A 23,117-nucleotide genomic window follows, 5' to 3' on the forward strand; every position below is an offset into this window, starting at 1 on the left:
TAGGTGTCAACAATTTTTTGCCGCAGGTCAAGGGAGTAGGGTTTCATCTCTAATCAAGAAAATACTCATGCTCTATGCTTTGAGCGTACCTCACTAGACAGGAAAAGGCTATATAAACCAAAGGAGATATACGGTGGAGAGGTAATTACAGGATGGTTAGCCGATCTATTTCCCTACGTTAATCACTCCGTCACCCATGCGCCTACACAAAAGAATCCGATTCTAGATATCCCTCGTGCAGAACTTACAGTCGAGGACGGAATCTCACCAACAGTATTACCCACTGGACTCTCCCAAGCACCAATAGCACTCGTTACCCCTAAAGGAAAAGCTGATTTAGAAGTGGTTGCAGGCTTTATTGGAGTTCGGCAACAAGATGGCTATCTCCAACCAGAAATCGGCTGGGCAGTACGCGAGCAAGATCGATTTCTCAAGATGCTAACCATCCTAGAGCAAAAACCTAGTATGCGATCGCCAATTGATTGGTCAGAGACTCAAAGGCAACTGGAAATGCCAAAGGAACTGATTCAACTCCACAGCCATTTCGACGGTGGCACAATTTTTGCTCAAAGTGAATATCCTTGGCACATTCGGGCATTACAGGACTATACTAATCACGAGTTGAAAGGTACTGACAAACCGTTCACTGGTTTCATCGATATTCAGGGCGATCGGTTCACTCGTTTCATGGATATTGAGGGCGATCGCTGCATTGCCTACGGTTATGTACGCCGCCTCAACAGTAGAAATCGCCTTTGGGAATGGTGGGTGATTGTAGGCAAACCCGTTTGGGAAGAAACCGATCCAATTTTTGGGCAAGAAGTTTGGACATTTACAACGGAAGACGTAAAGGTGATTGCTAAAGGAATTCCGCAACTGTTTGAACGTATCGCGAAAGCTAAGGGAAAATACTACTTTGACGATCCTGACTTCCAACCAGATGATTCATTGTCGGCATCCAGATAGTTTTGGCATCCGATTCAATGGCATCACTTACTCTGATAGGTGCGATCGCACATTCACCTAAGCAGCCCCATTCTCTGCGTACAAAGGTAATTTCACAAGTGCTACCATCACCAGTAAATGCGCTCAACCCACTTACCCTGTGTCCACATCCATACCATCTGATACACTGAATACCCAGACCATTGCGGCAGTACCAACAGAACCCGTCTGGCGTTTGAGTGTTGAGCAGTATCACCAGATGATTCGTCTTGGCATCCTGAGCGACGACGATCCGGTAGAGCTGCTGGATGGATGGTTGGTCTACAAAATGCCGAAAAATCCGCCCCATCGTGCGACTACCAAACTCACTCGAAATGCCTTAGAAGCCGTTATTCCTGAAGGCTGGTACGTCGATACCCAAGAACCTATCACCCTAGCAGATAGTGAGCCAGAGCCAGATGTGGTGGTTGTTCGGGGAAATACCCGCGATTACCTCGATCGTCATCCCGGTGCCTCTGACATCGCTCTGATTATTGAAGTTGCCGATTCTACCCTAGAGCGCGACCGCACCTCAAAACAGCGTCTCTACGCTCGTGCAGGGATTCCGATTTACTGGATTATCAACCTCCCAGAAAAGCAGGTTGAGGTCTACACCGAGCCTGTTGTGACATCCGAATCCATCTATCAGCGTCGTCAAGATTATCAACTGTCCGATGAAGTGCCTGTTGCGATCGCAGGGCAAATAGTCAGCCGTTTATCTGTGCTGGAGTTGCTTCCTTAAGTGCTGAGTGGGTTTAAATATGGTCGCCCGCGTAGGCTGTACTTAACGTTTGTGAACTTCAGAATTTTTTGTGGCGTTGCATGGTTTAAGATGATGGTTTGTATACCTTAATTCATCCTATGGGAGCTAGAGAGCGCACTTTAGGTTATTACTCTGAATTGTTTCCCATCTTCACAAATTACAACTTTGTTTTTTCCAAGAGCTTTAGCATACTTAAGTGAAAAAAATGAACTTTTCAAATCATTGCCTATACCAGCAGAAAATGTGTAATGTGGTTTTCCAATAGATTCAATATATCGTGCAAAACTCTCTACTTCTACATTACTGCCTTTGCAGGCAACACCATCCGCAGCACAAAATATAATCTCAAATTCTAATTTTTTTAAGTATTCACATATTTGAGTCAAAATGCGATCCAAATCTTGAATAATTTTGACTAAGTTTTCTTCATTATTTTCAAGATAACCCCTGGCAATCTTGTTACCTATATCATCCCCATCAAGCGAAATATAAAGAGGCATGTTTCACCTTTTACCTGGACGCAAAATTATCACAACTTTCGCAATTATAAATATTGCTTTACTCTTTTTTTTAGTATACTTACTAACTCCCTATAACTTTTCAGTAGAAGTGATAAGGTATGTTAGTTTTTCTATTACAATTTTTGATGTTATTGCGTTTTTAATATCCGTATATTTTTGGAGACTACTCTGGAAACTTATACCTATCCTCTCAGAAATATATTTTCCAGATATTAATGGTATATGGCAGGGAAAACTAATTTTTGGTACGGGCTTAGAAGAGGAACAACTAGAGGCTAAAGTTAGAATCAAACAAAACTTATTTAATATAAATATAAACTTATGTAGTACAACCTCAAAATCATATACTCTGGTTGCTTATCCTACCCTTGAAGCTGGAAACCATAAATTGTACTACGTATATCATAATACGCCAAAAAAACCGGAATATCCTGAATACAAAGGGACTGCAATACTGAGTGTTAAGCTTGAAGCAAAGCCAAAGCCTATGGAATTAAGTGGACAGTACTACACCATTCGTGGAAATAAAGGAAGAATCGAGTTAGAGCGAATAAGTTTAAATTCAAAAGAAGACTATGAATTGTAATAATTGCAGGGTGGGCAGATCCCTCGTGTGTTCTGCGTTGAACTTCTATAAACGCCAACAATCTTTTGCCCTGCACAGCTTGGAATGCTAGGTTGTTCTGCGGGAATGCTACCCTGCATATACTTCAAGCTATCCTACGAGCGATGGCAATTGTCCTAAAAGCAACCTAAAACCTAGACTACAGTAACATAAATTATGTCTGTTGCTATTACAAACCCGTTTCTCAGAGCATAGCATTCGACATAATGTCTACCTTTGTATTTTGTATGTTCGGTTTTAGTCCAGTTTTCAGAGTCATCTTCTTCAATCCTTCCTCTTAGCTGATGCTTATTTCGAGCTTCTTGTCCACTATTTTTCACTTTCCACTTAATAACTGTGTTATTCGGTAGGAAACTCTTATTTTTATCAACATAAAACCTTAACCAGACATCCTTTGGATAGTGAAAGTCACGAAAGCCACTTCTGGATTTAGGATTCACAGAGAGGGCTAAACGCCAATCATTATCTAAGTCATCAGGATACTTGTGTTCAATAAATTCCTCGTAATCAACTGAATCTATTACAGAAAATTTTGCGGAGGCAGATGTAGATACAGCTTTTTCCTGTATTTCACCAAAGTCATCTCCAAATATTTTTCTCCATTTTTTAACAGCTTCATTAACATCTTGTTCTTCGTAGGCATCATTAACCCACTGATTGTAATCATTAACTTTTTCCCTGAAGTTAGAGTATTTATCTTGATCCCAATGACGATTAAACTTTTCACTTGATAAAACTGGATTATTAGTAATATCATCATTCAGGTAAGGTCTAGCTTGAAGATAACTATCCAGTCTGTTGAACAAAGTTTTTAAAGTTGTATGTAAATCCTTGTAGTACGTTTCTTGATAGTATGTATTGTCTTCATAGTCATATACTTGTTCACCTAATAATGTAGTTAAAAGTATTGACTTAATGGAAAAGGTAAGCTTGATATCTCTGAGATACTTGAAGAGCCTGACAGTCTTTGTCAGAAACTTGCTTGAAGTTATTGAATTTTTCTTTTCAAACCACTCTGCATAACCATCTCCATCTGTATCTTCAAATGTATTACTATTTTTATTCATAATTTTGAAGCGGCCATCTATTTCAATAGCAGGAATGATATCAATATGAAAATCACTAGCATAGTCTATGGTGACACACCTCGACTTACCTCTTCTGTCAACTATATCTTGGTACTTATCGCTATCCTTAAAGACTTGATGTAAATTGTTTAGATAATCTTTTGCTTTCCATCCTTCAAACTCTTTTAAAATAACAAGTAGATCAACATCAAAATCTTTCCCATTAAGTGGCTTAATGATTGTCCCTTGCCTATAAGAGCCTTGTGGAGAAAACTGAAGAATATGGCCTTTGAAGATATCACTTTTTTTAAGAAATTTCTTCATTGTATTTATACCCTTCTTGGCTACTTTAAGCCGAGTAGGATTTAAGTTAACTTCGTCCTTCAAGAATTCCTCAAAAAAATCAGAAATGGACTTCATAGATTTAGCAGATAACTACAGTTCTAAAAAACTTTTAATTTTATTCACTTCATAAGTGAATGTATGATCAGCTTTGGTTTTTAATTCTTCTAAAATATCTAGCTTATCCAGACTAAGCTTAGAATCCGTAATAAAGTTTAGTCTTAAGTATTTTTCTTCTTTAAGAATCAGCCTAACTATGTTTTCGGCAGATGTAGACTGCAAATTCAGTATGATATCAATGATTTTCTTACCTTCCCATCCGTTAACCAGACCCCAATTTCTAGTTTCCGCACTATCAATTTTATAGTAATGCTTACCAATCCCAGTACCTATCGATAGTATCCTTACATCATTTTTATCTATTTCCAACTTACCTATAGCTTCTGTCAGCCCTACTAAAGCCGGATTATTTGCCCAAAGTCCACCATCTGCTAGTAGGTAATTTTCAAGCCTATTGGGATCAAAATAGATAGGAGCCGAACAAGACGACAAAATTGCATCAACAATTTTTATATTCTTATCTCTAACAAACTCTTCTAGATATGAAGATTTAAATACAAAAGCTTGTCCATTTGCAATATCAGTAGCTGGTATAATCAATCTGGTTTTCTTGATGTCAGAAAGTATTTTATTTCCAATTTCTTTATTCAGAATATTTTCTAGATGTTTTTTGGAATACTTACTTCTATAGAAACCATTTAGACTAAAACTATTCGAGGTAAAAATTTTTCTACCTTCTACTTCGTAAATTATTACTATCTTTTCTATTGGGCGATCAACCGCAAGCGCTCCGGCAATGATAGAGCCAGTGCTAGTGCCCACAATTAAATCGAAATATTCCGAAAATATTATATCGAATTCTTCACGAATCCTTTTTAGGATATATGCTGCGTATAAACCTCGAATGCCACCACCATCAATAGCCAGAATTTTGAATACCACAGCTTTTTCCTAGCACTCCCCTTACAAAGCTTCATTATAGGCAAGATTAGGAAGGTCATGGTTCATATGTACTATAAATAGCAGAGCGCTAGTGAGAGGGCAGTACAGTACCCACCACAACCTCTGATTAGTCACGCTGCGCTCGCTGCTAAAACTTCACGTTAAAACGATTGAAAAGATGAGCAGTCCTTGACTTGACTATATCGATGTTTTGTGTATCTCTATCTATAGAGGAAGCAGGTTGGTAGAGGATGAGTGGAGGTGTGAACTGACAAGTTAGCGCTAGGCTAACGCCTCGCTTCGCTAACGCGATCGCGCACAGGTGTAAGTGCCATTTAATTTGGAAAAGATTTGTTTTGGCTAAAATTTAGATAGACGCTGTTTAAAAAAAGTAGCGATCGCCCTAACAGTCAATGTTCCATCAGGTAAGGCTTGAAAGTTGCTTTTAACAGCTCAAACTCAACAAAAACCGAGATGGTAGCTACTTTCGGTATGAGCAGCTATAAAACCATTTGATTATCCACAAAAGCATTTTAAACCGAGTTATTTATGCCCGCAGTACATTTACCACCTGGCCCTAAAGGTCATTTTCTTGTAGGTCATCTTCCAGAAATAAACCGCGATCCACTTAAGTTCTTGAGCAAATGTGCTAGGGAGTATGGCGATCTTGTTTGCTGGCAGTTTGGGCCATTTCCAGCTTTTTTAGCGAACCATCCCGACTTGATCGAGCAAGTCTTAGTCACTCAATACCCTAACTTTGTTAAAAGTAGTGTGTACCGACGCGGATTGCGCGTTGTAGGGAACGGCTTACTGACCAGTGAAGGCGACTTTTGGCAGCGTCAGCGTCGTCTGGTTCAACCAGCTTTTCATCAGGAACGAATTGTCGCCTATGGGAAGGTAATGGTTGACTATACTGAGCAATTAATTGACCAATGGCGCGATGGCGAAATCCGCGATATTCATCAACATATGATGTTGCTGACCGAAGAAATTGTGTCAAAAACACTGTTTGATGTTGATATTAAAGATGAAGCAGAAGGGGTGCAGGCGGCGTTAAATGCAGTGATGGATTTTAATTCCAATCTTGCTAATCAATATTTCCTTCCTGGTTGGATGCCTACTCCTAGTAACTTACGCTATCAACGAGCAATTAAACAATTAGATGCGATTGTTTATCGCATTATTAACGAGCGAAGAGCAAGCGGCAAGGACACAGGCGATTTACTTTCCCTATTGCTTCAAGTGCGGGATGAATCTGATGGAACTGGGATGAGCGATCGCCAAGTGCGAGATGAAGCAATGACTCTATTTTTGGCGGGTCATGAAACGACTGCTAACGCCATGACATGGACATGGTTTCTACTTGCACAACACCCAGAAGTAGAAGCGAAATTGCAAGAAGAATTGAAGAGGGTGTTGGGCGATCGCGCACCCACGGTTGCCGATTTACGTCAGTTGCCTTACACAGAGCGAGTTGTGTTGGAATCAATGCGACTGTATCCGCCGGTGTGGGGAATGAGCCGACGTGCTGTAAAAGACTGCGTTCTGGGGGGGTATGAGGTGAAAGCGGGTACAACTGTGTTTATCAATCAGTGGGCGATGCACCGAGATCCTCGCTTCTTTGAAAATCCAGAAGTTTTCAACCCCGATCGTTGGGCAGATAATTTCATCAAAAAGTTGCCCACCTTTGCCTATTTTCCCTTTGGTGGCGGGTCGCGAATCTGCATTGGCAAGGCTTTTGCCATGATGGAGGCAAGCTTACTGCTGGCAGCGATCGCGCAAAAGTTTCGCCTGACTCTACAACCAGAGTATCCGGTGGTGCTGCAACCCTCGTTAACACTCCGCCCAAAACATGGGATGAAGATGTTGGTGACTCAGCGATAAGCGATCGCTTCCTAGGCTATTAACTCTTTCTTGCTATGGAGCGCGTTCTCTGTCCCTAGGTGGATTAGGCAAATCCTAACTCTTCACTACGATCCCAGTACATTGAACCGTAGAAAGCATCAGAAATTAAATCAAGGTAAAAAAACAAAATGAGAATTTTCTTTTGGGTAAGTTTGTCTTTTGTCGCTGTTGGCGCGATCGCGCTTCTTCTTCAACCCATTATTGATGTTCATTAATTCGGGTTTGCTTTCCAACAAAAAAAACAGTGAAAAATTTTAGACTCCTATGCTGAGTCACAACAAATTTCTGCTGGTGAAGTTTTACGTGACTATATCAAAACACTTCCAAGGCAGGTGAAAACCAGCAATTAGCTTTCATCCCCGGATTAAAATCACGGGGTTTTCAGCATTTTTCTGATATTTTTGATAGAATGAATTTCTGCCAGTACATTCCGGTCTGTTGCTGGCGCATTGGAAAAAAGCTCATTAAAGCCATCCAACTGAAGTACAAATTTCCTGCTCTTAGACTGGCCCCAGGCACTTGATTTGGGATAGGGGCATTACTAGGAGCGATCGCATTCATGACATTTGATAACCTCGGTCTTTCGACAGACCTGCTTCGTGCTGTTGCTGACTCTGGCTACACTGAACCAACCCCCATTCAGCAGCAAGCAATTCCCGCAATCCTGAAAGGACAAGACGTTTTCGCCAGCGCCCAAACTGGAACGGGCAAGACTGCTGGCTTTACCCTGCCTTTACTGCAACTCCTGGGTACCACCAAGACCAAGCAGGTGCATCGCCCGACTCGCGCCCTCATTCTCACACCTACTCGCGAACTGGCAGATCAGGTAAAAGATAGCGTCAAAACTTATGGCAAATACCTGTCGCTGAGAGCGGCAGCAATTTATGGCGGCGTGGGAATTAAGCCGCAAGTTCAAACGCTGCATCGGGGAGTTGATATTGTAGTAGCTACGCCCGGTCGCTTGCTTGACCACATTGGGCAAAAGACTGTGGATCTCTCGCAGATAGAGATACTGGTGCTGGATGAATGCGATCGCATGTTAGACATGGGCTTCATCCGCGACATCCGCAAAATTTTGGCAATTCTCCCCCCATCCCGCCAAACGCTGATGTTTTCTGCCACCTTCTCTAAACCGATTCAGCAGCTTGCCAGCGGCCTGTTAAAATCTCCGACCCAGATCGAAGTTGCTCCCCGTAATACCGCCGCACAGCAGGTAGAGCAGGTGGTGCATCCGGTCGATCGCGATCGCAAGCGAGAACTGCTTTCTCATATGATCGGGTTCCACAACTGGAAACAGGTGCTAGTCTTCACCCGCACCAAACACGGAGCAAACCGTCTAGCCGAGCAACTTGCTCAAGATGGGCTGAAAAGCACTGCAATTCATGGCAACAAAAGTCAGGCAGCCCGCACCCGTGCGCTGCAAGACTTTAAGCAAGGGAAAGTGCGGGTATTAGTAGCCACTGATGTAGCATCACGGGGTCTAGATATCGATCAGCTGCCCCACGTAGTCAACTTTGAACTGCCCAATGTACCAGAAGACTATGTGCATCGCATTGGTCGCACAGGTCGCGCTGGAAACGAAGGACGAGCAATTTCCCTCGTCAGCGAAGATGAATATCCATTCCTCAAAGACATCGAAAGATTGCTCAATAAACCCCTTGTCAAAACTGTGGTTCCAGGCTACGAGCCAAGCGCCCCAGTCAAGATCGTGATAGACCAGCCGAAGGGTCAGGGTCAGCGCGCAAACCAAGGTCGCAGTAACCGAGCCAAGCCCCAGGCACCATCCGCACCCACCCGCAGCAAAAAGCCTGCCTCACCAGGTCGTGCTCGCAAAAGGCTGCACACTGTTTAAACTCCTGGCGATTGCCGCCTAGTTAAGGCGAGATACCCGACTTCTTAGAGAAGTCGGGTATCTTTTTTTAAGGGCTGACAATATGGTTGACAAGGGGTGAGGTGCAAAATACAGGTTTGCGATCGCTGTTTGTAAGGGCTTTCGCTTCAGCAAACGGACAATTCAGCTCTTGCACGCGCAAATCAATGAACAGCTCCACAAACCAGGTTAATTAAGCCAAGGCTTCTACATTCTGTCGGAAGGCCATTAAGGCGTGCTTACCCTGATAGTCTTTTATAGACCAAAAAATAGAATCACATACTTCTAGTGAAACAATGGTCTTGATTTCAATATTAGTGTTGTAGCCCGCTATGTCTCCTAAGCGTCTGCCGTGGCTACCCTCACCCTGCACTTGATTAATGGTGTAGCCGCTTACGTTATTGCTTTTAAACAAGTTGACAATAGCATCTTTAAGCACTGTTTCAGCAATAATGGTGAGTAGGACAGCGGATTTGACTGGGCTGGGGTCGTGGGGCATGAGGAATTCCACAGAGTAGGTTTGGGGTTGTCGAGGTAGTGGAAAGGGCTTTGTTGCCAAAATCCTTACCAACGCTTCCTTGAGTTAATAATACCTTCATCTGTGTGCCATCCAGTTCTCAAACAACTTAAGTTAGGGAAGCAAGCACCTCGATACAAAACTGCAAAATAAAGCTTAGAGAATTACTTAGGGATCAGTTGAGTATGGATAGCGCCACTCGCCTCCAGAAGATTTTGGTTGATTCGCCGATTGGTGTTGTGTCACCTGCGATCGCGCTTTTGAATCTTCCCGACTGGTGGTTAGCAGGTGGTGCGGTGCGAAATACGGTTTGGCGATCGCTATTTGGCAACGAGTGTCAGTTAATCATCAATGACTTTGACATTGCCTTTTTTGATGCGCTTGGAGATCGTTCCCAAGAACTCACTGCCAAGGCTACCCTGACAGCCCAGTTTCCTGACTACAAGTTCGATGTCAAAAATCAAGCGAGTTTTGCACGTTGGCGTTCCGGTCGCAGACCTTACAACAGCACTGAAGATGGGGTCACTGATTGGCTACACACCGCGACGGCTGTAGGCGTTCGGTTAGATACTCAAGGAGAATGGCAGTTTTTTACTCCTTATGGTCTGGATGACTTGTTTAATGGCATCATCCGACCGACTCCAGCACATATAGACAACCCGGACGCTGAAAGTAAAGCGACTTCGTTTCTACAAAAATGTCCTTGCCTGCGTCTAGCATAGAAATTGCCTACGAGGTCAGCTTTTTACATCCTTTACCTAAATTTAATAATCTAAGTCCTGATTGGATATTTTGTGCTTGTAAATCTTTATAGCTTTATAGTTAGAAGAATTACAAGCCTAAATGAACGAGCCGAAACCTATTATAGAGACTACGCAAGGAATACTAACAAGAGCAGCAAGTATTTTGAGTAAGCATTCGGAAAGTCCAGAAATAAATAATGCTAAAAAATCAATATCGGCAGCTCTATCTTCTCTCAATACCCATCTCAAGGCTAAAGGAGATGAAATTTTTTACGATGATGTCAATTGGGACGATTATGAAAAGTAGCCCCATAAAAAATAAAATTTTATTCTTTTCATCTAATTTCAGAAATTTCTTCAATTAGCTTCTTGAAATAAATTTCAATTTCTGGTCTTATAATTTCAGGTAAATCTTCCAATAATTTTTCTTTTTCGTTAATGAATAGTTCAAGTGCTGTAATCACTTGTTTTTGATTGGTAATTCTTGATTTTAACTTATTAGTCGTCAAATAGCCTCCTGCGGCAAAACTATGTTTTATCCATGTAAGACAGTCATATACATTTTGGTAAAGCTGATGTCTTACTTTTTTCTTTGCCCCAGGAATTATAATTGCTATCACTCCTCCCAAAGGATATTTTTTCAAAGCAATATCACTAGCTTTTTGGGCTAGTGATATTCTTCTTTCTCTATTTTCCAGCCATTCAGTTCCTATTAAATAGGAAGTAGCACGTTCTGCAAGAGCATCTAAATCATTTAAAATAGAACTAAGTTTATATTTTATAAGGATAGTTTCAGAAGTTACTAAGCCACTATCATTTAGTATATTTAATAGCGGATTTATTTGGTCTTTTACTATAAAAAATAAATCATGAATTAATTCTTGCCTTCCGAACGGATATTCTTCATTATCTCCTTCTATTATCCTTCCTTTCAATTCTTGTTCAAGAGTTGAATTTAGCCCATAAGCAACTATTGCTATAACTACCAAAAACACCATCAACCAATATAATTGAACAATTTGCCCTAAAGTTAAATACCCAAACGTACAAATTATAGCTAGGGTAAAACTCCAGTTTCTTATGTATTTGATGCGCTGAGAAAGCTGACGAAGAGATGACATTGTAGGCTACAATAGTTTCTTCTTAATGTGATATCGTTTTAAGTTCATCTGTATATTAAAGCCGTTGGTTCAGCTTTGGTTAGCAGGTTATCTTCGTGGTTTCCGCCTATAATGTGAATCTACCCATTTCCCATTTTTTTTACGGTAACGCTTAACAAATACATAATCGCTTGGATTAGAAATTATCTTATACTCTACTGGAGTAAGTCGTTGAGCAGTTGCCCTTGTGAGTGGTGTTTGGCTTGAAGGTGATTGTCTGCTTTGATTAGGTGGTTTGTATGTTGACGACTGTTGCTTAGGAGATTGTACGGGACTGGGTGGTGGTGAAGGAGCTGGCTGTTGATGGGAAGACTGTCTTTGTCGTTGTTCGTTTACCCTCAGACGAAATACATGGTTAGACCTTGCTCTGATATTAGTTACTTGTTTTCTTGCTTGAACAAAAAGAGTCTGGTGGGCAATTTCTGGGTTTCTGTTAGCAAATTTAGTAAGCATATCTTGAGCTATAGCTGCTGAATTGTATGCTTTCTGAAGTTCAAAGGCATCAAGAGAATCTAGTTCTTCTAATTTCTCACACGAGAAATTATAAAACAAACCGAAACTAGCTGCTAACCCTCCTAAAAACACCATTGCCCAATACAATTGGACAAGCTGGCCTAGAGTGATATACCCAACCATACACAGGATGGCTAGTGTCCAACTCCAGTCAACTATCTCCTTAATACCCTGAAAATGCTGGCGTAGTGATGACATTGGGAACGCCACGCTTACGAAGTTTTAGGTATCGAGCATTTCAACAGAATTTGTTTAGGCCTATCCGGGTTGCTTAGAAGATTTAAGTTTTGGTTGTACGGCGCACAACCCTTTTTGTTGATGCGAATCTTCACCCATTCTGTAGTGGGTATCTGAACTCGAAAAGCTCCTAAATTATCCGTCGTATCTGTATCAGACCCACCTTCTGATTCGATTATTACTGATGCACCCACTATAGGAGCTTGACTGGTTTCATCAATAAGGCTGACCTTTACAGTCTTTGAGCTTGATGTTGTCTCGGTTGATTTCTCTGTTTGTTTCTCTTGAGTCGAATCATTTAGTCCTGGAACGTGAGTTGCAGCCCCATAGCCTATAGTCAATAAAAGAAGTACTGACAGAACCTTCCAAACAGGTTTCGGAATTTGGTTCAAATCCATGAGCGGATAATGCTAGTAGATTAAATTTTCCACTCTACGATAACTTGACTTAATTCCAATGTCAGGCGCGCCACCTGCTTCCTGCTTCCTATATTGAGCTATATCTCGTGAATGCTTACATTTGCTAATTTTTTCTGCCGACAACTAATGCAGGTAAAGAGAGGCTGTAACGAAGTGCCACTGGATGGCTGTAATCATTGTTGTACATTTGTAACAATCTAGTTATGCCTCCAAATGAGCATTGGGTCAGGATCTAGGGGACAAAGCTAGGCTCAACATCTTTCAGCTATACGATGAGAGCCTGGAAGACTTGCATAACCTAAGCAATCCCGATGTTTTAGCCCTAGAGCTACCCCACAGGAGTAGCCACCCTTTAAATGCTCTGATGTATGCTTTTTTCAAAGCCTGAAACTGGAACATCAAGACATGGTAGGAGATGACGCAGCGAGATTTGCCCTAAAAACTGAACTCTTGCAACGAGTAGAAGCGTTAGGGCTACAGCAAGCCTTATTTCCCTCTGATGGAGAGCTAATTGATGCAATTGTGCAACGGCTAGAAAGCATCAATCCCATCCCACAGCCACTCCACCCCGACCATCACCCTTCTCTACTCGGTAACTGGCTGTTGGTGTACGCATCAAGAGGAACCGTTGTTACCCGTCAGCTGGCATCAATTCCAGATTTTGGGGGAGGAATAAACATCAAACGGGTGTGGCAAAGGTTGGTTGCAGGGGGTACTGGGAATATTTCTGCTTCTAACGGTGCTTTTCTTGACTTACCCCTGCTGGGGGAATGGCAGTTACAAGCTGATGGCGTTTGGACTTGGGGCGCAGATGAGAAGATGGCTAAGGTGAGCTTTGACAGTTTTTCTATGCAAGCAACAAAGCTTTTTGGCATGGAAAGCTGGAGTTTTCCTGAGCTGAAAATACCAGTATTGGAATTCCTCCGGAATGAGGCAGAGTGGACAACCTCTTATTTAGACGAAGAAATTAGGGTAGGACGAGGTGCAACAGGCAATTTGTTTGTGTTTCGTCGTGAGTGAGTTGGGCGTTTTGAGCGATCGCATCACGCATCACCCGCGATCGCTACCTTTTCTGGTTTGTTTTATTCTGCAAAATCAGCAGCTTTTGTTAAAGCATAATCAAACCAAGCCGTACACCCAGTGTGACAGCCTCAGTCCGGCTGGAAGCATTCAGCTTTTGAAATATAGATGATACGTGGAACTTGACGGTATGCTCAGAGATGCTTAATCGCTTGGCAATGCTCTTATTCCCCATTCCCTGAGCCAGCATACCCAAAACTTCAATCTCCCGTCCGGTAAGCGCTTGAATTGGCGAAGCGGGTAATGTGCGGGTGAAAGACTCGCTACGGGGTAGCAGAGAATCCAGAAAGTCAGGATGCAGCACCACTAGCCCCGCAGCTGCCGCCACGACAGCAGCTACAATTTCATTAGCCGTCGCCTTGAGCGGTAATATTGCCTGGACTCCAACTTGCAAAGCTGACTCTACCCAAGTATCATCGGCGTTGTCAGCCAAAATGACAAGGGCAGGAGATAGAGCGCCAAGAGCGAGTATTTTCTCTTCAGCAGCGTCATCAGGTATGCTCCACTCCAGCAGCACCACGTCGGGTTGTAACTCTTCAACTAGCTTCTCTTGGATGGCAAAACTAGAGGAACTACCGACTATCTCCAGCAATTGAGAAGCGTGGATGATGCTTTCTAAACCCGCACGGACAATGGAGTTAGAAGCACTTACCATAACCGCGATCGCGCCGAGTTCTCCCTTGCTCATAGGTTAGCGATCGTCCCACCAGCCACAACCACACAAGGCGTGAAGCAGTTTTCCCAAACGCCGGAAATCCAAAGGTAGCAACTCACCGGGTTCGGCGTACCAGAAAACGTTACTCAAATTATCAGCGACAATTAAGCCGTTAAAATTCCAGATGTCACCACCGCCACCTTCTCGGTGGCTTCCTACCTGGACAGTAGAACGGCGTAGTTGTGCGGCAATAGCTGCCAATTGGGCGATGTGTGAAGTAGTATTTGTATTATCGGTTGCGATCGCCATCTTCAATTGCCTCTGTTATTTTTCGCCAACTGCGATCGCTAATTCAACTAATGCACCACCCCGTACCAGCTGCACTTTGAGAGTTTTACCTACGCTTTGGGTGCCTAACAGCGCCTGCACATCACCCGTATCGCTCACAGGCTTGCCCTCCATCGCTATCAGCACATCGCCAATCATTACGCCAGCCTTATCAGCAGGGCCATTCGGCTCCACGTTGATAACAATTACCCCACCAGTAGAATCTAGATTTAGCGTACTCTTGAGAGTATCGGGTAGGCGTACAGGCTGCATACCCAAACCCAAATAGCCGCGTCCAATGCGTCCTTTTGACAGCAGCTGGTCAAGCACCCGGTTTACGGTAGAAGCCGGAATGGTTAAAGCCATATTCCGAGGCCCAGAGGTATTCATCCCGACAACTTTACCTGTTGTCACCTCGACCAAGGGGCCGCCTGGGAAACCAGAATATAAGTTTAAATCTGGGCGCAGAAATTGGTCAATTAAGCCGCCGCTCATGCTACGCCAAGCGTCACCTACAGCACTGACAACACCCATAGAAGCAGTGATACCGTTTTCTTTCCCTTGTGCAAGTGCAAGTACCAGATGACCTACCTTAAGTGTGGAAGCATCGCCAATTTCCGCAACGGGTAAGTCTACATCTTGTAGTTTGAGGACAGCTACATCGGTGGTAGCGTCGCGACCTAACACCGTAACTGGTACTGTGCGACCATCTGCTAGGGTGACGGTGATTTCCTCAGAACGCTTGATGGTTTCGTCCGAGGTGATGATAATACCGCTTCGCCAGTGGATACCGCTTGAAGAAATACGCGATCGCCAATGTCCTCTATGGGAGCCTCGCACATTAACCGCAACAACGCACCGACCCACTTGCTCAACGGTATCAGCTAAATTGTTGGAGAGAGTCAGCAGCACACTAGACATCGAAGATTCAGATGAAGACATTTAAGGAACTCCACGGATTGATAGTTAAAACGGTATTGTCCCGTCTGTTGATATGCTGCCGCTTTGTGGAGTCTCTGTGCATCAGAGAAATGGGGAGAACCATACCTGGAAAAATGGCTAGGTGTAACAAGTTAAAATCAAATTTAGTATTTTGTCATCGTTCCTATTAGACTTGTATTAAGTATGAAAGAGATAGTTACATTCTTTTTTGGATTAGGTTTTTTGTTCAATGCGAGTCTGTTTATTCCCCAAGCATTGAGAATCATTAAAACCAAAAGCTCTAAAAATATAGCCTTAATTACTTTCCTAGGCTTTAATTTTATTCAATTCAACGGAGTGTTATATGGTTATTACCAAAATGACCAGGTTTTGATGTATGGCAACCTGATTAGTTTAATTAGCTGTGGATTCGTAACAATCTTGGCAATAATTTATAGACATAATTAGCCAAATCATTCTTTAATTGTTAGTTACTTTTTGCCATGTCCCGTCTAGCCTTGATAATTCTCCAGTTGGTCGCATTGCTCTTAAGCGGTACGGGACTTTTTTTGAGTTCTTGGATTGTTGTTCCGGCTCCAAATATGCTCCTGCTAACTTTGGGAGTAGGTGCGCCGGAAGTTTCTCACTGGCTGCTGCTACTAAACTTAGTTGCAACTGGACTATTGCTAGGTGTGATGCGCCGCACGCCGCTGCAATTTATAGCTTTGGGTGCGAGTTTGCTGGGGCTGTTTTTGAGTGCTTTACCGTTGATGCAGTTGCCAGGAACTGTGCAAAATTTGACAGTAGCAATGAAAGAAGGCATTGGCTCAGAATACAGCGATTTAAATAATAAGCAAGTATCCATGCGCCAGCAACCGTTTGTGCTGGCTGATGCGTTTACAGGCATTAAGTTGGGTAAAAGTCGTTACACTCCAAACATCCGCTTTGCTAATCCCGATGGCGTCCCGTTGAGTATGGATATCTACCGCCCGCCGCAAGTTGGGAAATATCCAGCTCTTGTTGTAATCTACGGTGGGGCGTGGAGAAGTGGCGATCGCTTATATAATTCTGATTTCAGCCGTTATATGGCAGCGCGGGGTTATACTGTTTTTGCCATCGATTATCGACACGCGCCGCGATACCGTTTTCCAGCCCAGTTGGATGATGTACGTGCAGCACTAGCCTTCATCCAGCAGAATGCAACTCAGTATGAGGCTGACTCAGAACGCATGGTTTTGCTCGGACGTTCGGCTGGCGGACATTTGGCGATGCTGGCAGCTTATCAACCCGATGCTATACCTGTAAAGGCGGTGGTTAGCTACTATGGCCCAGTTGACTTGCCTGGAGGCTATGCTAGTCCGCCACGTCCCGACCCAATTGATACGCGAAATGTTTTAGTAATGTTATTCGGTGGAACGCCAGAAATGTTTCCCAATGAATATCGAATTGCTTCACCGATTAATTATGTAACACGTTCCTTACCGCCAACTTTATTAGTGCAGGGTGGGAGAGATCATCTAGTTCAATTAAGATTTATAGAGGAAATGTATCAACGTCTGCGGGCAAATGGCAATATGGCTATTCTGTTAGAAATTCCTTGGGCAGAACACGCTTTTGATGCTATTTTCAACGGGCTAAGTAACCAGTTGGCATTATATTACACTGAGCGTTTCGTAGCTTGGGCAGTACGCTAACTACAAGAGTAAGGGAGGAAGAGAGAAGGAAGAATTTCATAAATCAAATAAGGCTGCTATAAAAGGAAGTGATTAGCCGAACTGTATTGTAATTAGAGAGATTTTTGGATGTCTTCTATTGAAAACCGCCTGGAAGCTTTTCGCAAACTGCCTTTACGCGCCCAACTCGCCCTTATTGCTTCGAGTCGCGCTAACCCGGTTTTAAGCAAAAATCAGGAATACATTGAGAATTTAGAACGCATTCATGCAGATTGTGTGCAAGAAGCGACCCCTGAGCAAAAAGCAGCTTACGATAAAGCTAAAGCTAATTTTGTGCCAAACGCTCCTGAATAATCCGATTTGCTACCTCAACTGTAGCTTCTAGTAGTTTTGGATCTACTTGAGTGTCGTTGGGTGAGTGGTAGTTGGGATCTTGCCCGCGATAGAAAAATATTGCTGGAACCCCCGCCGAGGTAAATGATTGATGATCGCTGCTACCAGTGTCGCGGAATGTGGATATCTTCGGATCTGCTTTAGTCGCTAGTGCTGTCAGTTCTGATGTTCCACCTACGAGCAGCTTTTCGTTCACGCCTACCATGTCGAAGTTTAGCATTGCCTGAAGTCCTTTGAGAAATTCCGGCGATGCTGAATTGACAAATGCCTTGGAACCATGTAAGCCATCTTCCTCACCATCGAAGGCGACGAACCAGATTTGGTTTGCTAGTGGCGTATTGGCAAGACGACGGGCGAGTTCTAGTACAACTGCGGTGCCAGAGGCATTATCATTTGCTCCAGGCGAACCTAAAACTGAGTCGTAGTGACCGCCAATTAAGATGCGGGGTGATGTGACACCGGGTTTGTGCGCGATCGCATTGTATCCTGTGACGTTACCCCGTTGGGTATTCACATTAAGAGTTGCCTCCAGCCGTGAGGCGAGGGCTTTTTTTAGCAAGGGTTCGCCACGTTCACCAGAAAGAGAGAACACGGGAATATTAACTTCACCACCCAGCGTCCCGGCGAGTTCGCCGGAGGATGTGTTAACAATTACTAAACCAACTGCACCAGCATTTTGTGCATTGCGGGCTTTGTCGAGAAAGCGGATTTCTCCCCGTCGTACAATAGCGATCGCATTTTTGACGTTAACAGCAGCAAATTCGTCAGGTTTTCCCACCCCAGGAACGCCAATCAGTGGTGCTTGCAGTTTACCAGCCCTTGAACCAGCAAGCGCTCTTCCGTCTAGCTGGGCGTTATTAACCAGTAAATTTGAGCCGTTATCCAAAAATTTCGGATAAGTAAAAGTCCCCACCTCTGTAACATAGCCAGATTTGCGATATTCTGCTAACAAGTAATCGCGGGCTTTCTGGATAGTTGGTGTCCCAGCTACACGCGGCCCCAAGCCTACCAAAGCCATAACATCGGCGTGGACGCGGCTTGGCGGTTGGGCTTTAACTCCGAGTAGGGAAAATAATAGCGTTCCTATTATCACCCACCACCAAAATCGAATACGGATTTTCATGGAAATAGATCCTCGCCGATATCAGCGTTGACTCTCTTCTTGCATTATGAGCGCCCTTTCTGTGATCTAGCACCTCCACCCCCAAGACGGTTCGGTGTTCCCTTGCGGTTCCTGCTTCTCGTATACCCACTTACTCAGATGTGACGCGATCGCGTAGCATCTAATTGATATTACAAACACAAGCTCATGCAAGACCAAGTTCTACCTACAGTTTTGGATAAAATTTTCCGCAACGAGAGTACGCCGGATGCAGTTTTTTCTGCTGGAGTGTCAGCGTTAGGTGAAGTGTTGCAATGCGATCGCATTTTTCTCTACTTGCGAGATCCGCACACGCGCATCGGTAAAGTTCCTTACTGCTGGCTTCGCAGTTCTGAGTATCCCAATATTATTGACTCCGACTGGAAACAAGAACCAGAATCTTTGCCACAAGAAGATCCGTTATTTGCTGCCGCACTGCGTACAGAACCATCTATCTTTGTAGAAGATGTTGAAACAGCTAACCCTCAAGTAGTTAATAAAGCTTTCGAGGCAAAAGAGTTTGGGCATCGAGCATTAGTTCACGCTCACCTGTGCTTTGATGGTGTGTTATGGGGAATTTTGCAACCTTGTGTTTTTGGTGAACCTAGAGTCTGGACTCAGGAAGACCGATCTATTATTGCCGCAGTTACAGAAAAGTTCACACCTTTGGCTGTTGCCTATATAAAGGCTGCTAATTCTAAGTAAATTCCATATTAAAAAACATCTGAGATTCAAGGTTGAATTGTAAGCCTTGGATGTGACGTTATCCGGCACAAAGAGATAAATACTTGCTTACTTTTAAACAAGAGTTTGTTTAAAAGCATTATTTACCTGTTGTATCAGATGATTCGCCAGATAAGGTGCCAACGCGATCGCTTAATTCTCGAAGTTGTTCGTTTAACTGCCTCTGGCGTTGAATCAATGCTTCCACCTCTTCCCTAGTGGCTAAGTCTGCTCTTTCGCTAGGAATGAGTTGATTTAACTGATTTAGGCAAGCATTTAAAGCGGCGGCAAATTCATAGCGACTCACAGAACGTTCGCCTCGGTAAGTACCATCAGGATACCCAGAAAGGCAACCCCTCTGGGAATTGGGATCATTTTGGGTGCTAGGAACTTGTGCCAGCGTTTGTAATGGGTAGGAGACGGTTGCCGCTAACAGTAAGCTAGTTGCAATCAATGAAGTCTTAAGCATTATCTTAGTTCCAAGTTATCTACTCCTTTACTGTATCAAACCCGTTTGCCGGGGGAGGAAGCAGAAACTTGACAATTCACCTCCTGTCTTCATCCACCCACTCAGATCAAACCCAGTTGATTCCCACATCATCCCGCAAACGGGGTGGGGTGCCTTTGTCAAAGGGGATTACGAGTAATCAACCGGACACCATATCACAGCGATCGCACTTAGAAAATTGGGGAATTTGCCCTACTTGCGATCGCGATCACTCAAAAACCTCAGTAATTTCACAGACTCCTTGTGGAATGGATCGCTTTACACAAACTTTAAAAAGGCGATATTTAGAGTGTAGAGTTCACGCCCCAATAACAATGTCCCCAGTAAATCTTCTCCCCGGTGCCATTTCTGAAATTCTCGCCAGCGTTGCTGAAACTGGTGTTCTTACTTTAGCTGACCGCTATGGATTGATGGCAGCTGCCCTAGATGAGTCCTTAGATGAAGAAGATAGAAGCTCTCTCAATAGATTGCTCCGTGCAGTGCTAAAAGGACGAGTTCGGGTAGTAGAGCAACTCTCCATAGCAGCATAATATCGAATTTGTTTACTGGGCTTCGCTGTCGGGACAATGGGCGTTGAACCAAAAGCAGCGATCGCACTTGCAGACAAACACTCAAACACTCATCAACTTTTCCCCATCTTCACCTATCTCTGTCAGCTCTAGGACTAAAAAACTCTCTGCAAGATACCTGCACCACATCTTCAAAACCCAGACTTTTAAGATAAGTTATCCACCCTTCTACACTTGGGTCTATCTCCAAAGTTCCTAATATAAGTGCCACTTCTGCAATCTCTGGTACAACCCAAATTTTATAACAACGAGGCTCTTGTGCATCCAACGAAAATTCAACTGCTAACCAGTCAGGGATAGGATTTTCTTTTGGTTCAACCTTCGCTCTAAAACAGAATGTCATATAGCAATCCTATTTAAGTTATCGCCAGCCCTTCAGATCCCCGACTTCTCTAATTATTTAGGGCTGCTATAGCAATCCTAATTTATTTATTAAATTATTTCTTTTCTTTCGCTCTATATCCTGGAGCGCCTCGGCGGTTCGTTTAAAAAACTAGAGACGATTTAGTATTTCTACTAACCCAGAAATTCGTCGATGTCATCAGCTAAACTTTGCTGCAATTTCCAGTCGGTGCTAGGAATTGGGGTTAAATAAAAACGTCGCCCTGATACAAGCCTGAGACTAAGCCTGTAAAAATGAATCCATATTAAGTTAGATTTTTCTACTTGAACGCTAGTAACCTTGTCCAATGAATAGCTGATTATTTTGGTTCCCAGCCAACCTTTTTGTTTAAAAGTTACCCGATTAATATTTTTATCGAATAGGCAAGTTTTAACCGGACTCCCAAATATCATAAAGTTGGCGCAAGCAATGCAAAACAACCCAAAAAAATCAACAGGTGGGTTGGACGATATAAAGATAAAAAGTCCTACGACAGCTGTAAAACCGCTCAATATCCAAACCCCAACTGGGCGTTCTCGCAAAGTGAGTAATGTAAAAGTTTGCTGAACCACTTTCATAACATTACTAATAATGATGATTAACTTTACACCCTAGCTTGTTCGCGTTTCTCTGCTGAAAGCGCAAATATTGTATGAAAATAGCGGCTTTTTTAAGGGCGTATTAAATCAAGTATAATTCCCACTAACGAACCCAAGAGTAGCACGATGCTGCTGATTAAATTGATGCCAAAACCAATCGCCCGTTTTTCAGGAGCCTGATAGTATCCCCAAGCGTAGGCAATACGGCCTATAATCCAAACTGCACCAATACCAGCTCCCCACAAAGGGCTGACGTAGAGAGAGAACAACCACAGCGAAGGAAGAAAGAAAACCAACTGTTCCAGGGTATTCTGTTGAACGCGCAGCACTCGTTCAAAATTCGGATCTCCTGTCATTTGGGGTGGCAGCACTTTATATTTGGCTCTGGCTCGACCGACGTTGAAAGCTAGAATTTGGTATAGCAGTAGTGCAAGAGCAGTGATGAGACTAGGTAATGGTGACATGATGCAATTTTAACTCAACCAAAAAAGTTTTAGCACATTGTTGTTCAGTTCATTTATTAATCGTATAGCAATCCTTACAGGAGCTGTAAAAATTAATGAACCGCGTCGGCTCAGCCTGCGCTTTGCACTTAGGAAGGCACAAAAGCCAAAACCGATACAGGTGTGCCAGAACCACCTTTTAACCGTAAAATACCAACTACTAATGTGGTGCCAGTAGGCGGTAATTGATGGAGGTTTGTCAAGTTTTCTAGGACAATTCTAGGGGTTTTTAGTACAAGTTTATTACTTGTAAAAGCTTCGTCAATTCCCGGATCTACTCCGTGAGTATCAATTCCGATTCCAGCGATCGCACGTTTTTCTAGCAAGAATCGGGTTGCTTCAGCGCCAAACCCTGGAAAATGAAATTTACCAGGCTCAACTTGATTGAAAAAGGCTCCAATATCACGCCATTTTTCTTGCCAACCTGTATACAACAGTACAACACTACCATTCTGTATGCAGTGGTGTTGATCCTCCCAGTTGAGGACATCATCTATGGTTAAAGCATAGTCAGGATTCTCAGTAGTTTTGTAACGAATATCGATAACAATAGCTGGCACAACTAAAGACTCGGATGGATAACTATCAATCCCAATTCCATCTGGATAAAAGCTATTCGGCGCATTGATATGAGTGCCACTATGTTCGCCCATCGAAAATCGTCGCAGATAGTAACCATCTTTTTCTAATTCGGCTACTGACTCAAATTCAACGGGCGGATCGTTTTGCCATATGGGGATGTTTGGGTCAATTACGTGACTGAGGTCTACAATTTTGGTGTAGGTAATGCTTTTGAGATTAGGTGAATTTGATGTCATACTATTTTAGATTTTGAACGCGATCGCGTATTTGCGCCGCTTCCCTAGTGGTCTGTCAAAAAAGAATTGACGGATAATAGAAATGTAAGCAACCCATAAACAATGCCAGCCAAACGATATATTGTTTCCCTGACAAATGAGGAACGGCAAACGCTAG

General features: G+C 43.2%; 29 protein-coding genes. 12 read left to right on the forward strand and 17 right to left on the reverse strand.

Annotation, left to right across the window (positions count from 1 at the left end; genetic code table 11):
* The first annotated feature begins 126 nt into the window (after nucleotides 1-126).
* Together NDI42_RS25450 and NDI42_RS25455 are read left to right on the forward strand one after the other, a co-directional pair.
* Nucleotides 127-966 carry a DUF4419 domain-containing protein gene (locus tag NDI42_RS25450; protein WP_313931124.1) on the forward strand — a complete coding sequence of 280 codons (840 nt, stop codon included), beginning with the start codon at nucleotides 127-129 and terminating at the stop codon, nucleotides 964-966.
* 139 nt (nucleotides 967-1,105) lie between these two features.
* Nucleotides 1,106-1,726 (forward strand): Uma2 family endonuclease, encoded by a 621-nt coding sequence (locus tag NDI42_RS25455; RefSeq protein WP_313931113.1) that lies wholly within the window; start codon nucleotides 1,106-1,108, stop codon nucleotides 1,724-1,726.
* Nucleotides 1,727-1,866: 140 nt separating this feature from the next.
* On the opposite strand, the gene NDI42_RS25460 is transcribed toward NDI42_RS25455, so the two are convergent.
* Nucleotides 1,867-2,247, reverse strand: coding sequence for a mCpol domain-containing protein (locus tag NDI42_RS25460; RefSeq protein ID WP_190455649.1), 381 nt, complete (start codon nucleotides 2,245-2,247; stop codon nucleotides 1,867-1,869).
* Here NDI42_RS25460 and NDI42_RS25465 point away from each other — a divergent pair.
* The gene (locus tag NDI42_RS25465; protein ID WP_190455652.1) at nucleotides 2,246-2,854 is read left to right on the forward strand and encodes a Cap15 family cyclic dinucleotide receptor domain-containing protein; all 609 of its coding nucleotides are present in this window, start codon (nucleotides 2,246-2,248) and stop codon (nucleotides 2,852-2,854) included. The two genes, NDI42_RS25460 and NDI42_RS25465, sit on opposite strands and share 2 nt — an antisense overlap.
* Before the next feature lie 173 nt (nucleotides 2,855-3,027).
* Here NDI42_RS25465 and NDI42_RS25470 read toward each other — a convergent pair whose 3' ends face one another.
* Together NDI42_RS25470 and NDI42_RS25475 are read right to left on the reverse strand one after the other, a co-directional pair.
* Nucleotides 3,028-4,380: an SMODS domain-containing nucleotidyltransferase gene (locus NDI42_RS25470; RefSeq protein ID WP_190455655.1), complete on the reverse strand. Its 1,353-nt coding sequence runs from the start codon at nucleotides 4,378-4,380 to the stop codon at nucleotides 3,028-3,030.
* Nucleotides 4,381-4,395: 15 nt separating this feature from the next.
* Complete coding sequence (locus tag NDI42_RS25475; protein ID WP_190455657.1) at nucleotides 4,396-5,304, reverse strand: CBASS cGAMP-activated phospholipase; 909 nt, start codon at nucleotides 5,302-5,304, stop codon at nucleotides 4,396-4,398.
* Nucleotides 5,305-5,853: 549 nt separating this feature from the next.
* On the opposite strand from NDI42_RS25475, the gene NDI42_RS25480 reads away from it, so the two are divergent.
* Both NDI42_RS25480 and NDI42_RS25485 read left to right on the forward strand, forming a co-directional pair.
* Complete coding sequence (locus tag NDI42_RS25480) at nucleotides 5,854-7,188, forward strand: cytochrome P450 (protein WP_190455660.1); 1,335 nt, start codon at nucleotides 5,854-5,856, stop codon at nucleotides 7,186-7,188.
* Between the two features lie 580 nt (nucleotides 7,189-7,768).
* On the forward strand, nucleotides 7,769-9,061 hold the full coding sequence (locus tag NDI42_RS25485) for a DEAD/DEAH box helicase (protein ID WP_190455662.1): 1,293 nt from the start codon (nucleotides 7,769-7,771) through the stop codon (nucleotides 9,059-9,061).
* A gap of 67 nt (nucleotides 9,062-9,128) precedes the next feature.
* On the opposite strand, the gene NDI42_RS25490 is transcribed toward NDI42_RS25485, so the two are convergent.
* Together NDI42_RS25490 and NDI42_RS25495 are read right to left on the reverse strand one after the other, a co-directional pair.
* Nucleotides 9,129-9,260, reverse strand: a complete 132-nt coding sequence (locus NDI42_RS25490) for a hypothetical protein (protein WP_348231714.1) — start codon at nucleotides 9,258-9,260, stop codon at nucleotides 9,129-9,131.
* Between the two features lie 12 nt (nucleotides 9,261-9,272).
* Entirely contained in the window at nucleotides 9,273-9,578 is a 306-nt protein-coding gene (locus NDI42_RS25495) for a P-II family nitrogen regulator (RefSeq protein ID WP_190455712.1), read from the reverse strand.
* 203 nt (nucleotides 9,579-9,781) lie between these two features.
* Between NDI42_RS25495 and NDI42_RS25500 the strand changes: the two genes are divergently transcribed.
* Nucleotides 9,782-10,318: a nucleotidyltransferase family protein gene (locus NDI42_RS25500; protein ID WP_190455665.1), complete on the forward strand. Its 537-nt coding sequence runs from the start codon at nucleotides 9,782-9,784 to the stop codon at nucleotides 10,316-10,318.
* A 121-nt stretch (nucleotides 10,319-10,439) separates the two neighbouring features.
* A complete protein-coding gene (locus NDI42_RS25505) occupies nucleotides 10,440-10,646 on the forward strand; it encodes a hypothetical protein (RefSeq protein ID WP_190455668.1) in 207 nt (68 codons plus the stop codon).
* Nucleotides 10,647-10,674: 28 nt separating this feature from the next.
* Here the strand turns inward: NDI42_RS25505 and NDI42_RS25510 are convergent, their stop codons facing one another.
* From NDI42_RS25510 to NDI42_RS25520, 3 genes are all read right to left on the reverse strand, one after another.
* Nucleotides 10,675-11,460 carry a hypothetical protein gene (locus NDI42_RS25510; protein WP_190455669.1) on the reverse strand — a complete coding sequence of 262 codons (786 nt, stop codon included), beginning with the start codon at nucleotides 11,458-11,460 and terminating at the stop codon, nucleotides 10,675-10,677.
* Between the two features lie 87 nt (nucleotides 11,461-11,547).
* Complete coding sequence (locus NDI42_RS25515; RefSeq protein WP_190455672.1) at nucleotides 11,548-12,210, reverse strand: hypothetical protein; 663 nt, start codon at nucleotides 12,208-12,210, stop codon at nucleotides 11,548-11,550.
* A gap of 14 nt (nucleotides 12,211-12,224) precedes the next feature.
* Nucleotides 12,225-12,647 (reverse strand): hypothetical protein, encoded by a 423-nt coding sequence (locus tag NDI42_RS25520; RefSeq protein WP_190455675.1) that lies wholly within the window; start codon nucleotides 12,645-12,647, stop codon nucleotides 12,225-12,227.
* A gap of 426 nt (nucleotides 12,648-13,073) precedes the next feature.
* Between NDI42_RS25520 and NDI42_RS25525 the strand changes: the two genes are divergently transcribed.
* Complete coding sequence (locus NDI42_RS25525; protein ID WP_190455679.1) at nucleotides 13,074-13,688, forward strand: PAP/fibrillin family protein; 615 nt, start codon at nucleotides 13,074-13,076, stop codon at nucleotides 13,686-13,688.
* An 88-nt stretch (nucleotides 13,689-13,776) separates the two neighbouring features.
* Here NDI42_RS25525 and NDI42_RS25530 read toward each other — a convergent pair whose 3' ends face one another.
* Genes NDI42_RS25530 through NDI42_RS25540 form a run of 3 tightly spaced genes read right to left on the reverse strand, consistent with a single transcriptional unit; the run spans nucleotide 13,777 to nucleotide 15,672 of the window.
* Nucleotides 13,777-14,436 carry a response regulator transcription factor gene (locus NDI42_RS25530; protein ID WP_199311173.1) on the reverse strand — a complete coding sequence of 220 codons (660 nt, stop codon included), beginning with the start codon at nucleotides 14,434-14,436 and terminating at the stop codon, nucleotides 13,777-13,779.
* A gap of 3 nt (nucleotides 14,437-14,439) precedes the next feature.
* Nucleotides 14,440-14,712 carry a hypothetical protein gene (locus NDI42_RS25535; RefSeq protein ID WP_190455682.1) on the reverse strand — a complete coding sequence of 91 codons (273 nt, stop codon included), beginning with the start codon at nucleotides 14,710-14,712 and terminating at the stop codon, nucleotides 14,440-14,442.
* Between the two features lie 15 nt (nucleotides 14,713-14,727).
* The gene (locus NDI42_RS25540; RefSeq protein ID WP_242017657.1) at nucleotides 14,728-15,672 is read right to left on the reverse strand and encodes a S1C family serine protease; all 945 of its coding nucleotides are present in this window, start codon (nucleotides 15,670-15,672) and stop codon (nucleotides 14,728-14,730) included.
* 482 nt (nucleotides 15,673-16,154) lie between these two features.
* Here NDI42_RS25540 and NDI42_RS25545 point away from each other — a divergent pair, with 482 nt between their 5' ends.
* The gene (locus NDI42_RS25545; RefSeq protein WP_190455685.1) at nucleotides 16,155-17,345 is read left to right on the forward strand and encodes an alpha/beta hydrolase; all 1,191 of its coding nucleotides are present in this window, start codon (nucleotides 16,155-16,157) and stop codon (nucleotides 17,343-17,345) included.
* A gap of 108 nt (nucleotides 17,346-17,453) precedes the next feature.
* Nucleotides 17,454-17,678 (forward strand): hypothetical protein, encoded by a 225-nt coding sequence (locus tag NDI42_RS25550; RefSeq protein WP_190418764.1) that lies wholly within the window; start codon nucleotides 17,454-17,456, stop codon nucleotides 17,676-17,678.
* Here NDI42_RS25550 and NDI42_RS25555 read toward each other — a convergent pair.
* A complete protein-coding gene (locus NDI42_RS25555; RefSeq protein WP_190455688.1) occupies nucleotides 17,650-18,840 on the reverse strand; it encodes a M28 family peptidase in 1,191 nt (396 codons plus the stop codon). The two genes, NDI42_RS25550 and NDI42_RS25555, sit on opposite strands and share 29 nt — an antisense overlap.
* Before the next feature lie 186 nt (nucleotides 18,841-19,026).
* Here NDI42_RS25555 and NDI42_RS25560 point away from each other — a divergent pair, with 186 nt between their 5' ends.
* Nucleotides 19,027-19,563 carry a GAF domain-containing protein gene (locus NDI42_RS25560; protein ID WP_190455691.1) on the forward strand — a complete coding sequence of 179 codons (537 nt, stop codon included), beginning with the start codon at nucleotides 19,027-19,029 and terminating at the stop codon, nucleotides 19,561-19,563.
* A gap of 118 nt (nucleotides 19,564-19,681) precedes the next feature.
* On the opposite strand, the gene NDI42_RS25565 is transcribed toward NDI42_RS25560, so the two are convergent.
* A complete protein-coding gene (locus tag NDI42_RS25565) occupies nucleotides 19,682-20,050 on the reverse strand; it encodes an S-layer homology domain-containing protein (RefSeq protein ID WP_190455694.1) in 369 nt (122 codons plus the stop codon).
* A 353-nt stretch (nucleotides 20,051-20,403) separates the two neighbouring features.
* On the opposite strand from NDI42_RS25565, the gene NDI42_RS25570 reads away from it, so the two are divergent.
* Nucleotides 20,404-20,619 (forward strand): hypothetical protein, encoded by a 216-nt coding sequence (locus tag NDI42_RS25570; RefSeq protein WP_190455721.1) that lies wholly within the window; start codon nucleotides 20,404-20,406, stop codon nucleotides 20,617-20,619.
* Nucleotides 20,620-20,728: 109 nt separating this feature from the next.
* Here NDI42_RS25570 and NDI42_RS25575 read toward each other — a convergent pair whose 3' ends face one another.
* The 4 genes from NDI42_RS25575 to NDI42_RS25590 all read right to left on the reverse strand — a co-directional run bounded on the left by NDI42_RS25575 (nucleotide 20,729) and on the right by NDI42_RS25590 (nucleotide 22,960).
* Nucleotides 20,729-21,001: a hypothetical protein gene (locus NDI42_RS25575; protein ID WP_190455697.1), complete on the reverse strand. Its 273-nt coding sequence runs from the start codon at nucleotides 20,999-21,001 to the stop codon at nucleotides 20,729-20,731.
* Nucleotides 21,002-21,174: 173 nt separating this feature from the next.
* Nucleotides 21,175-21,618 carry a hypothetical protein gene (locus tag NDI42_RS25580; protein WP_206755925.1) on the reverse strand — a complete coding sequence of 148 codons (444 nt, stop codon included), beginning with the start codon at nucleotides 21,616-21,618 and terminating at the stop codon, nucleotides 21,175-21,177.
* 92 nt (nucleotides 21,619-21,710) lie between these two features.
* On the reverse strand, nucleotides 21,711-22,103 hold the full coding sequence (locus NDI42_RS25585) for an MAPEG family protein (protein WP_190455700.1): 393 nt from the start codon (nucleotides 22,101-22,103) through the stop codon (nucleotides 21,711-21,713).
* Between the two features lie 128 nt (nucleotides 22,104-22,231).
* Nucleotides 22,232-22,960 (reverse strand): cyclase family protein, encoded by a 729-nt coding sequence (locus NDI42_RS25590; RefSeq protein ID WP_190455703.1) that lies wholly within the window; start codon nucleotides 22,958-22,960, stop codon nucleotides 22,232-22,234.
* Nucleotides 22,961-23,117: the final 157 nt, after the last annotated feature.

It is taken from the genome of Funiculus sociatus GB2-C1, assembly GCF_039962115.1.
Taxonomy (GTDB): Bacteria; Cyanobacteriota; Cyanobacteriia; order Cyanobacteriales; family FACHB-T130; genus Funiculus; species Funiculus sociatus.

Excerpts from the sequence above, each read along its gene's own strand:
- NDI42_RS25460 (WP_190455649.1), bottom strand. The coding sequence starts at position 2,247 with ATGCCTCTTTATATTTCGCTTGATGGGGATGATATAGGTAACAAGATT.
- NDI42_RS25560 (WP_190455691.1), top strand. The coding sequence starts at position 19,027 with ATGCAAGACCAAGTTCTACCTACAGTTTTGGATAAAATTTTCCGCAAC.
- NDI42_RS25590 (WP_190455703.1), bottom strand. The coding sequence starts at position 22,960 with ATGACATCAAATTCACCTAATCTCAAAAGCATTACCTACACCAAAATT.
- NDI42_RS25530 (WP_199311173.1), bottom strand. The coding sequence starts at position 14,436 with ATGAGCAAGGGAGAACTCGGCGCGATCGCGGTTATGGTAAGTGCTTCT.
- NDI42_RS25500 (WP_190455665.1), top strand. The coding sequence starts at position 9,782 with ATGGATAGCGCCACTCGCCTCCAGAAGATTTTGGTTGATTCGCCGATT.
- NDI42_RS25480 (WP_190455660.1), top strand. The coding sequence starts at position 5,854 with ATGCCCGCAGTACATTTACCACCTGGCCCTAAAGGTCATTTTCTTGTA.
- NDI42_RS25510 (WP_190455669.1), bottom strand. The coding sequence starts at position 11,460 with ATGTCATCTCTTCGTCAGCTTTCTCAGCGCATCAAATACATAAGAAAC.
- NDI42_RS25585 (WP_190455700.1), bottom strand. The coding sequence starts at position 22,103 with ATGTCACCATTACCTAGTCTCATCACTGCTCTTGCACTACTGCTATAC.
- NDI42_RS25555 (WP_190455688.1), bottom strand. The coding sequence starts at position 18,840 with ATGAAAATCCGTATTCGATTTTGGTGGTGGGTGATAATAGGAACGCTA.
- NDI42_RS25535 (WP_190455682.1), bottom strand. The coding sequence starts at position 14,712 with ATGGCGATCGCAACCGATAATACAAATACTACTTCACACATCGCCCAA.
- NDI42_RS25545 (WP_190455685.1), top strand. The coding sequence starts at position 16,155 with ATGTCCCGTCTAGCCTTGATAATTCTCCAGTTGGTCGCATTGCTCTTA.
- NDI42_RS25520 (WP_190455675.1), bottom strand. The coding sequence starts at position 12,647 with ATGGATTTGAACCAAATTCCGAAACCTGTTTGGAAGGTTCTGTCAGTA.
- NDI42_RS25470 (WP_190455655.1), bottom strand. The coding sequence starts at position 4,380 with ATGAAGTCCATTTCTGATTTTTTTGAGGAATTCTTGAAGGACGAAGTT.
- NDI42_RS25525 (WP_190455679.1), top strand. The coding sequence starts at position 13,074 with ATGGTAGGAGATGACGCAGCGAGATTTGCCCTAAAAACTGAACTCTTG.
- NDI42_RS25570 (WP_190455721.1), top strand. The coding sequence starts at position 20,404 with ATGTCCCCAGTAAATCTTCTCCCCGGTGCCATTTCTGAAATTCTCGCC.
- NDI42_RS25580 (WP_206755925.1), bottom strand. The coding sequence starts at position 21,618 with ATGAAAGTGGTTCAGCAAACTTTTACATTACTCACTTTGCGAGAACGC.
- NDI42_RS25505 (WP_190455668.1), top strand. The coding sequence starts at position 10,440 with ATGAACGAGCCGAAACCTATTATAGAGACTACGCAAGGAATACTAACA.
- NDI42_RS25575 (WP_190455697.1), bottom strand. The coding sequence starts at position 21,001 with ATGACATTCTGTTTTAGAGCGAAGGTTGAACCAAAAGAAAATCCTATC.
- NDI42_RS25495 (WP_190455712.1), bottom strand. The coding sequence starts at position 9,578 with ATGCCCCACGACCCCAGCCCAGTCAAATCCGCTGTCCTACTCACCATT.
- NDI42_RS25565 (WP_190455694.1), bottom strand. The coding sequence starts at position 20,050 with ATGCTTAAGACTTCATTGATTGCAACTAGCTTACTGTTAGCGGCAACC.
- NDI42_RS25540 (WP_242017657.1), bottom strand. The coding sequence starts at position 15,672 with ATGTCTTCATCTGAATCTTCGATGTCTAGTGTGCTGCTGACTCTCTCC.
- NDI42_RS25550 (WP_190418764.1), top strand. The coding sequence starts at position 17,454 with ATGTCTTCTATTGAAAACCGCCTGGAAGCTTTTCGCAAACTGCCTTTA.
- NDI42_RS25485 (WP_190455662.1), top strand. The coding sequence starts at position 7,769 with ATGACATTTGATAACCTCGGTCTTTCGACAGACCTGCTTCGTGCTGTT.
- NDI42_RS25465 (WP_190455652.1), top strand. The coding sequence starts at position 2,246 with ATGTTTCACCTTTTACCTGGACGCAAAATTATCACAACTTTCGCAATT.
- NDI42_RS25515 (WP_190455672.1), bottom strand. The coding sequence starts at position 12,210 with ATGTCATCACTACGCCAGCATTTTCAGGGTATTAAGGAGATAGTTGAC.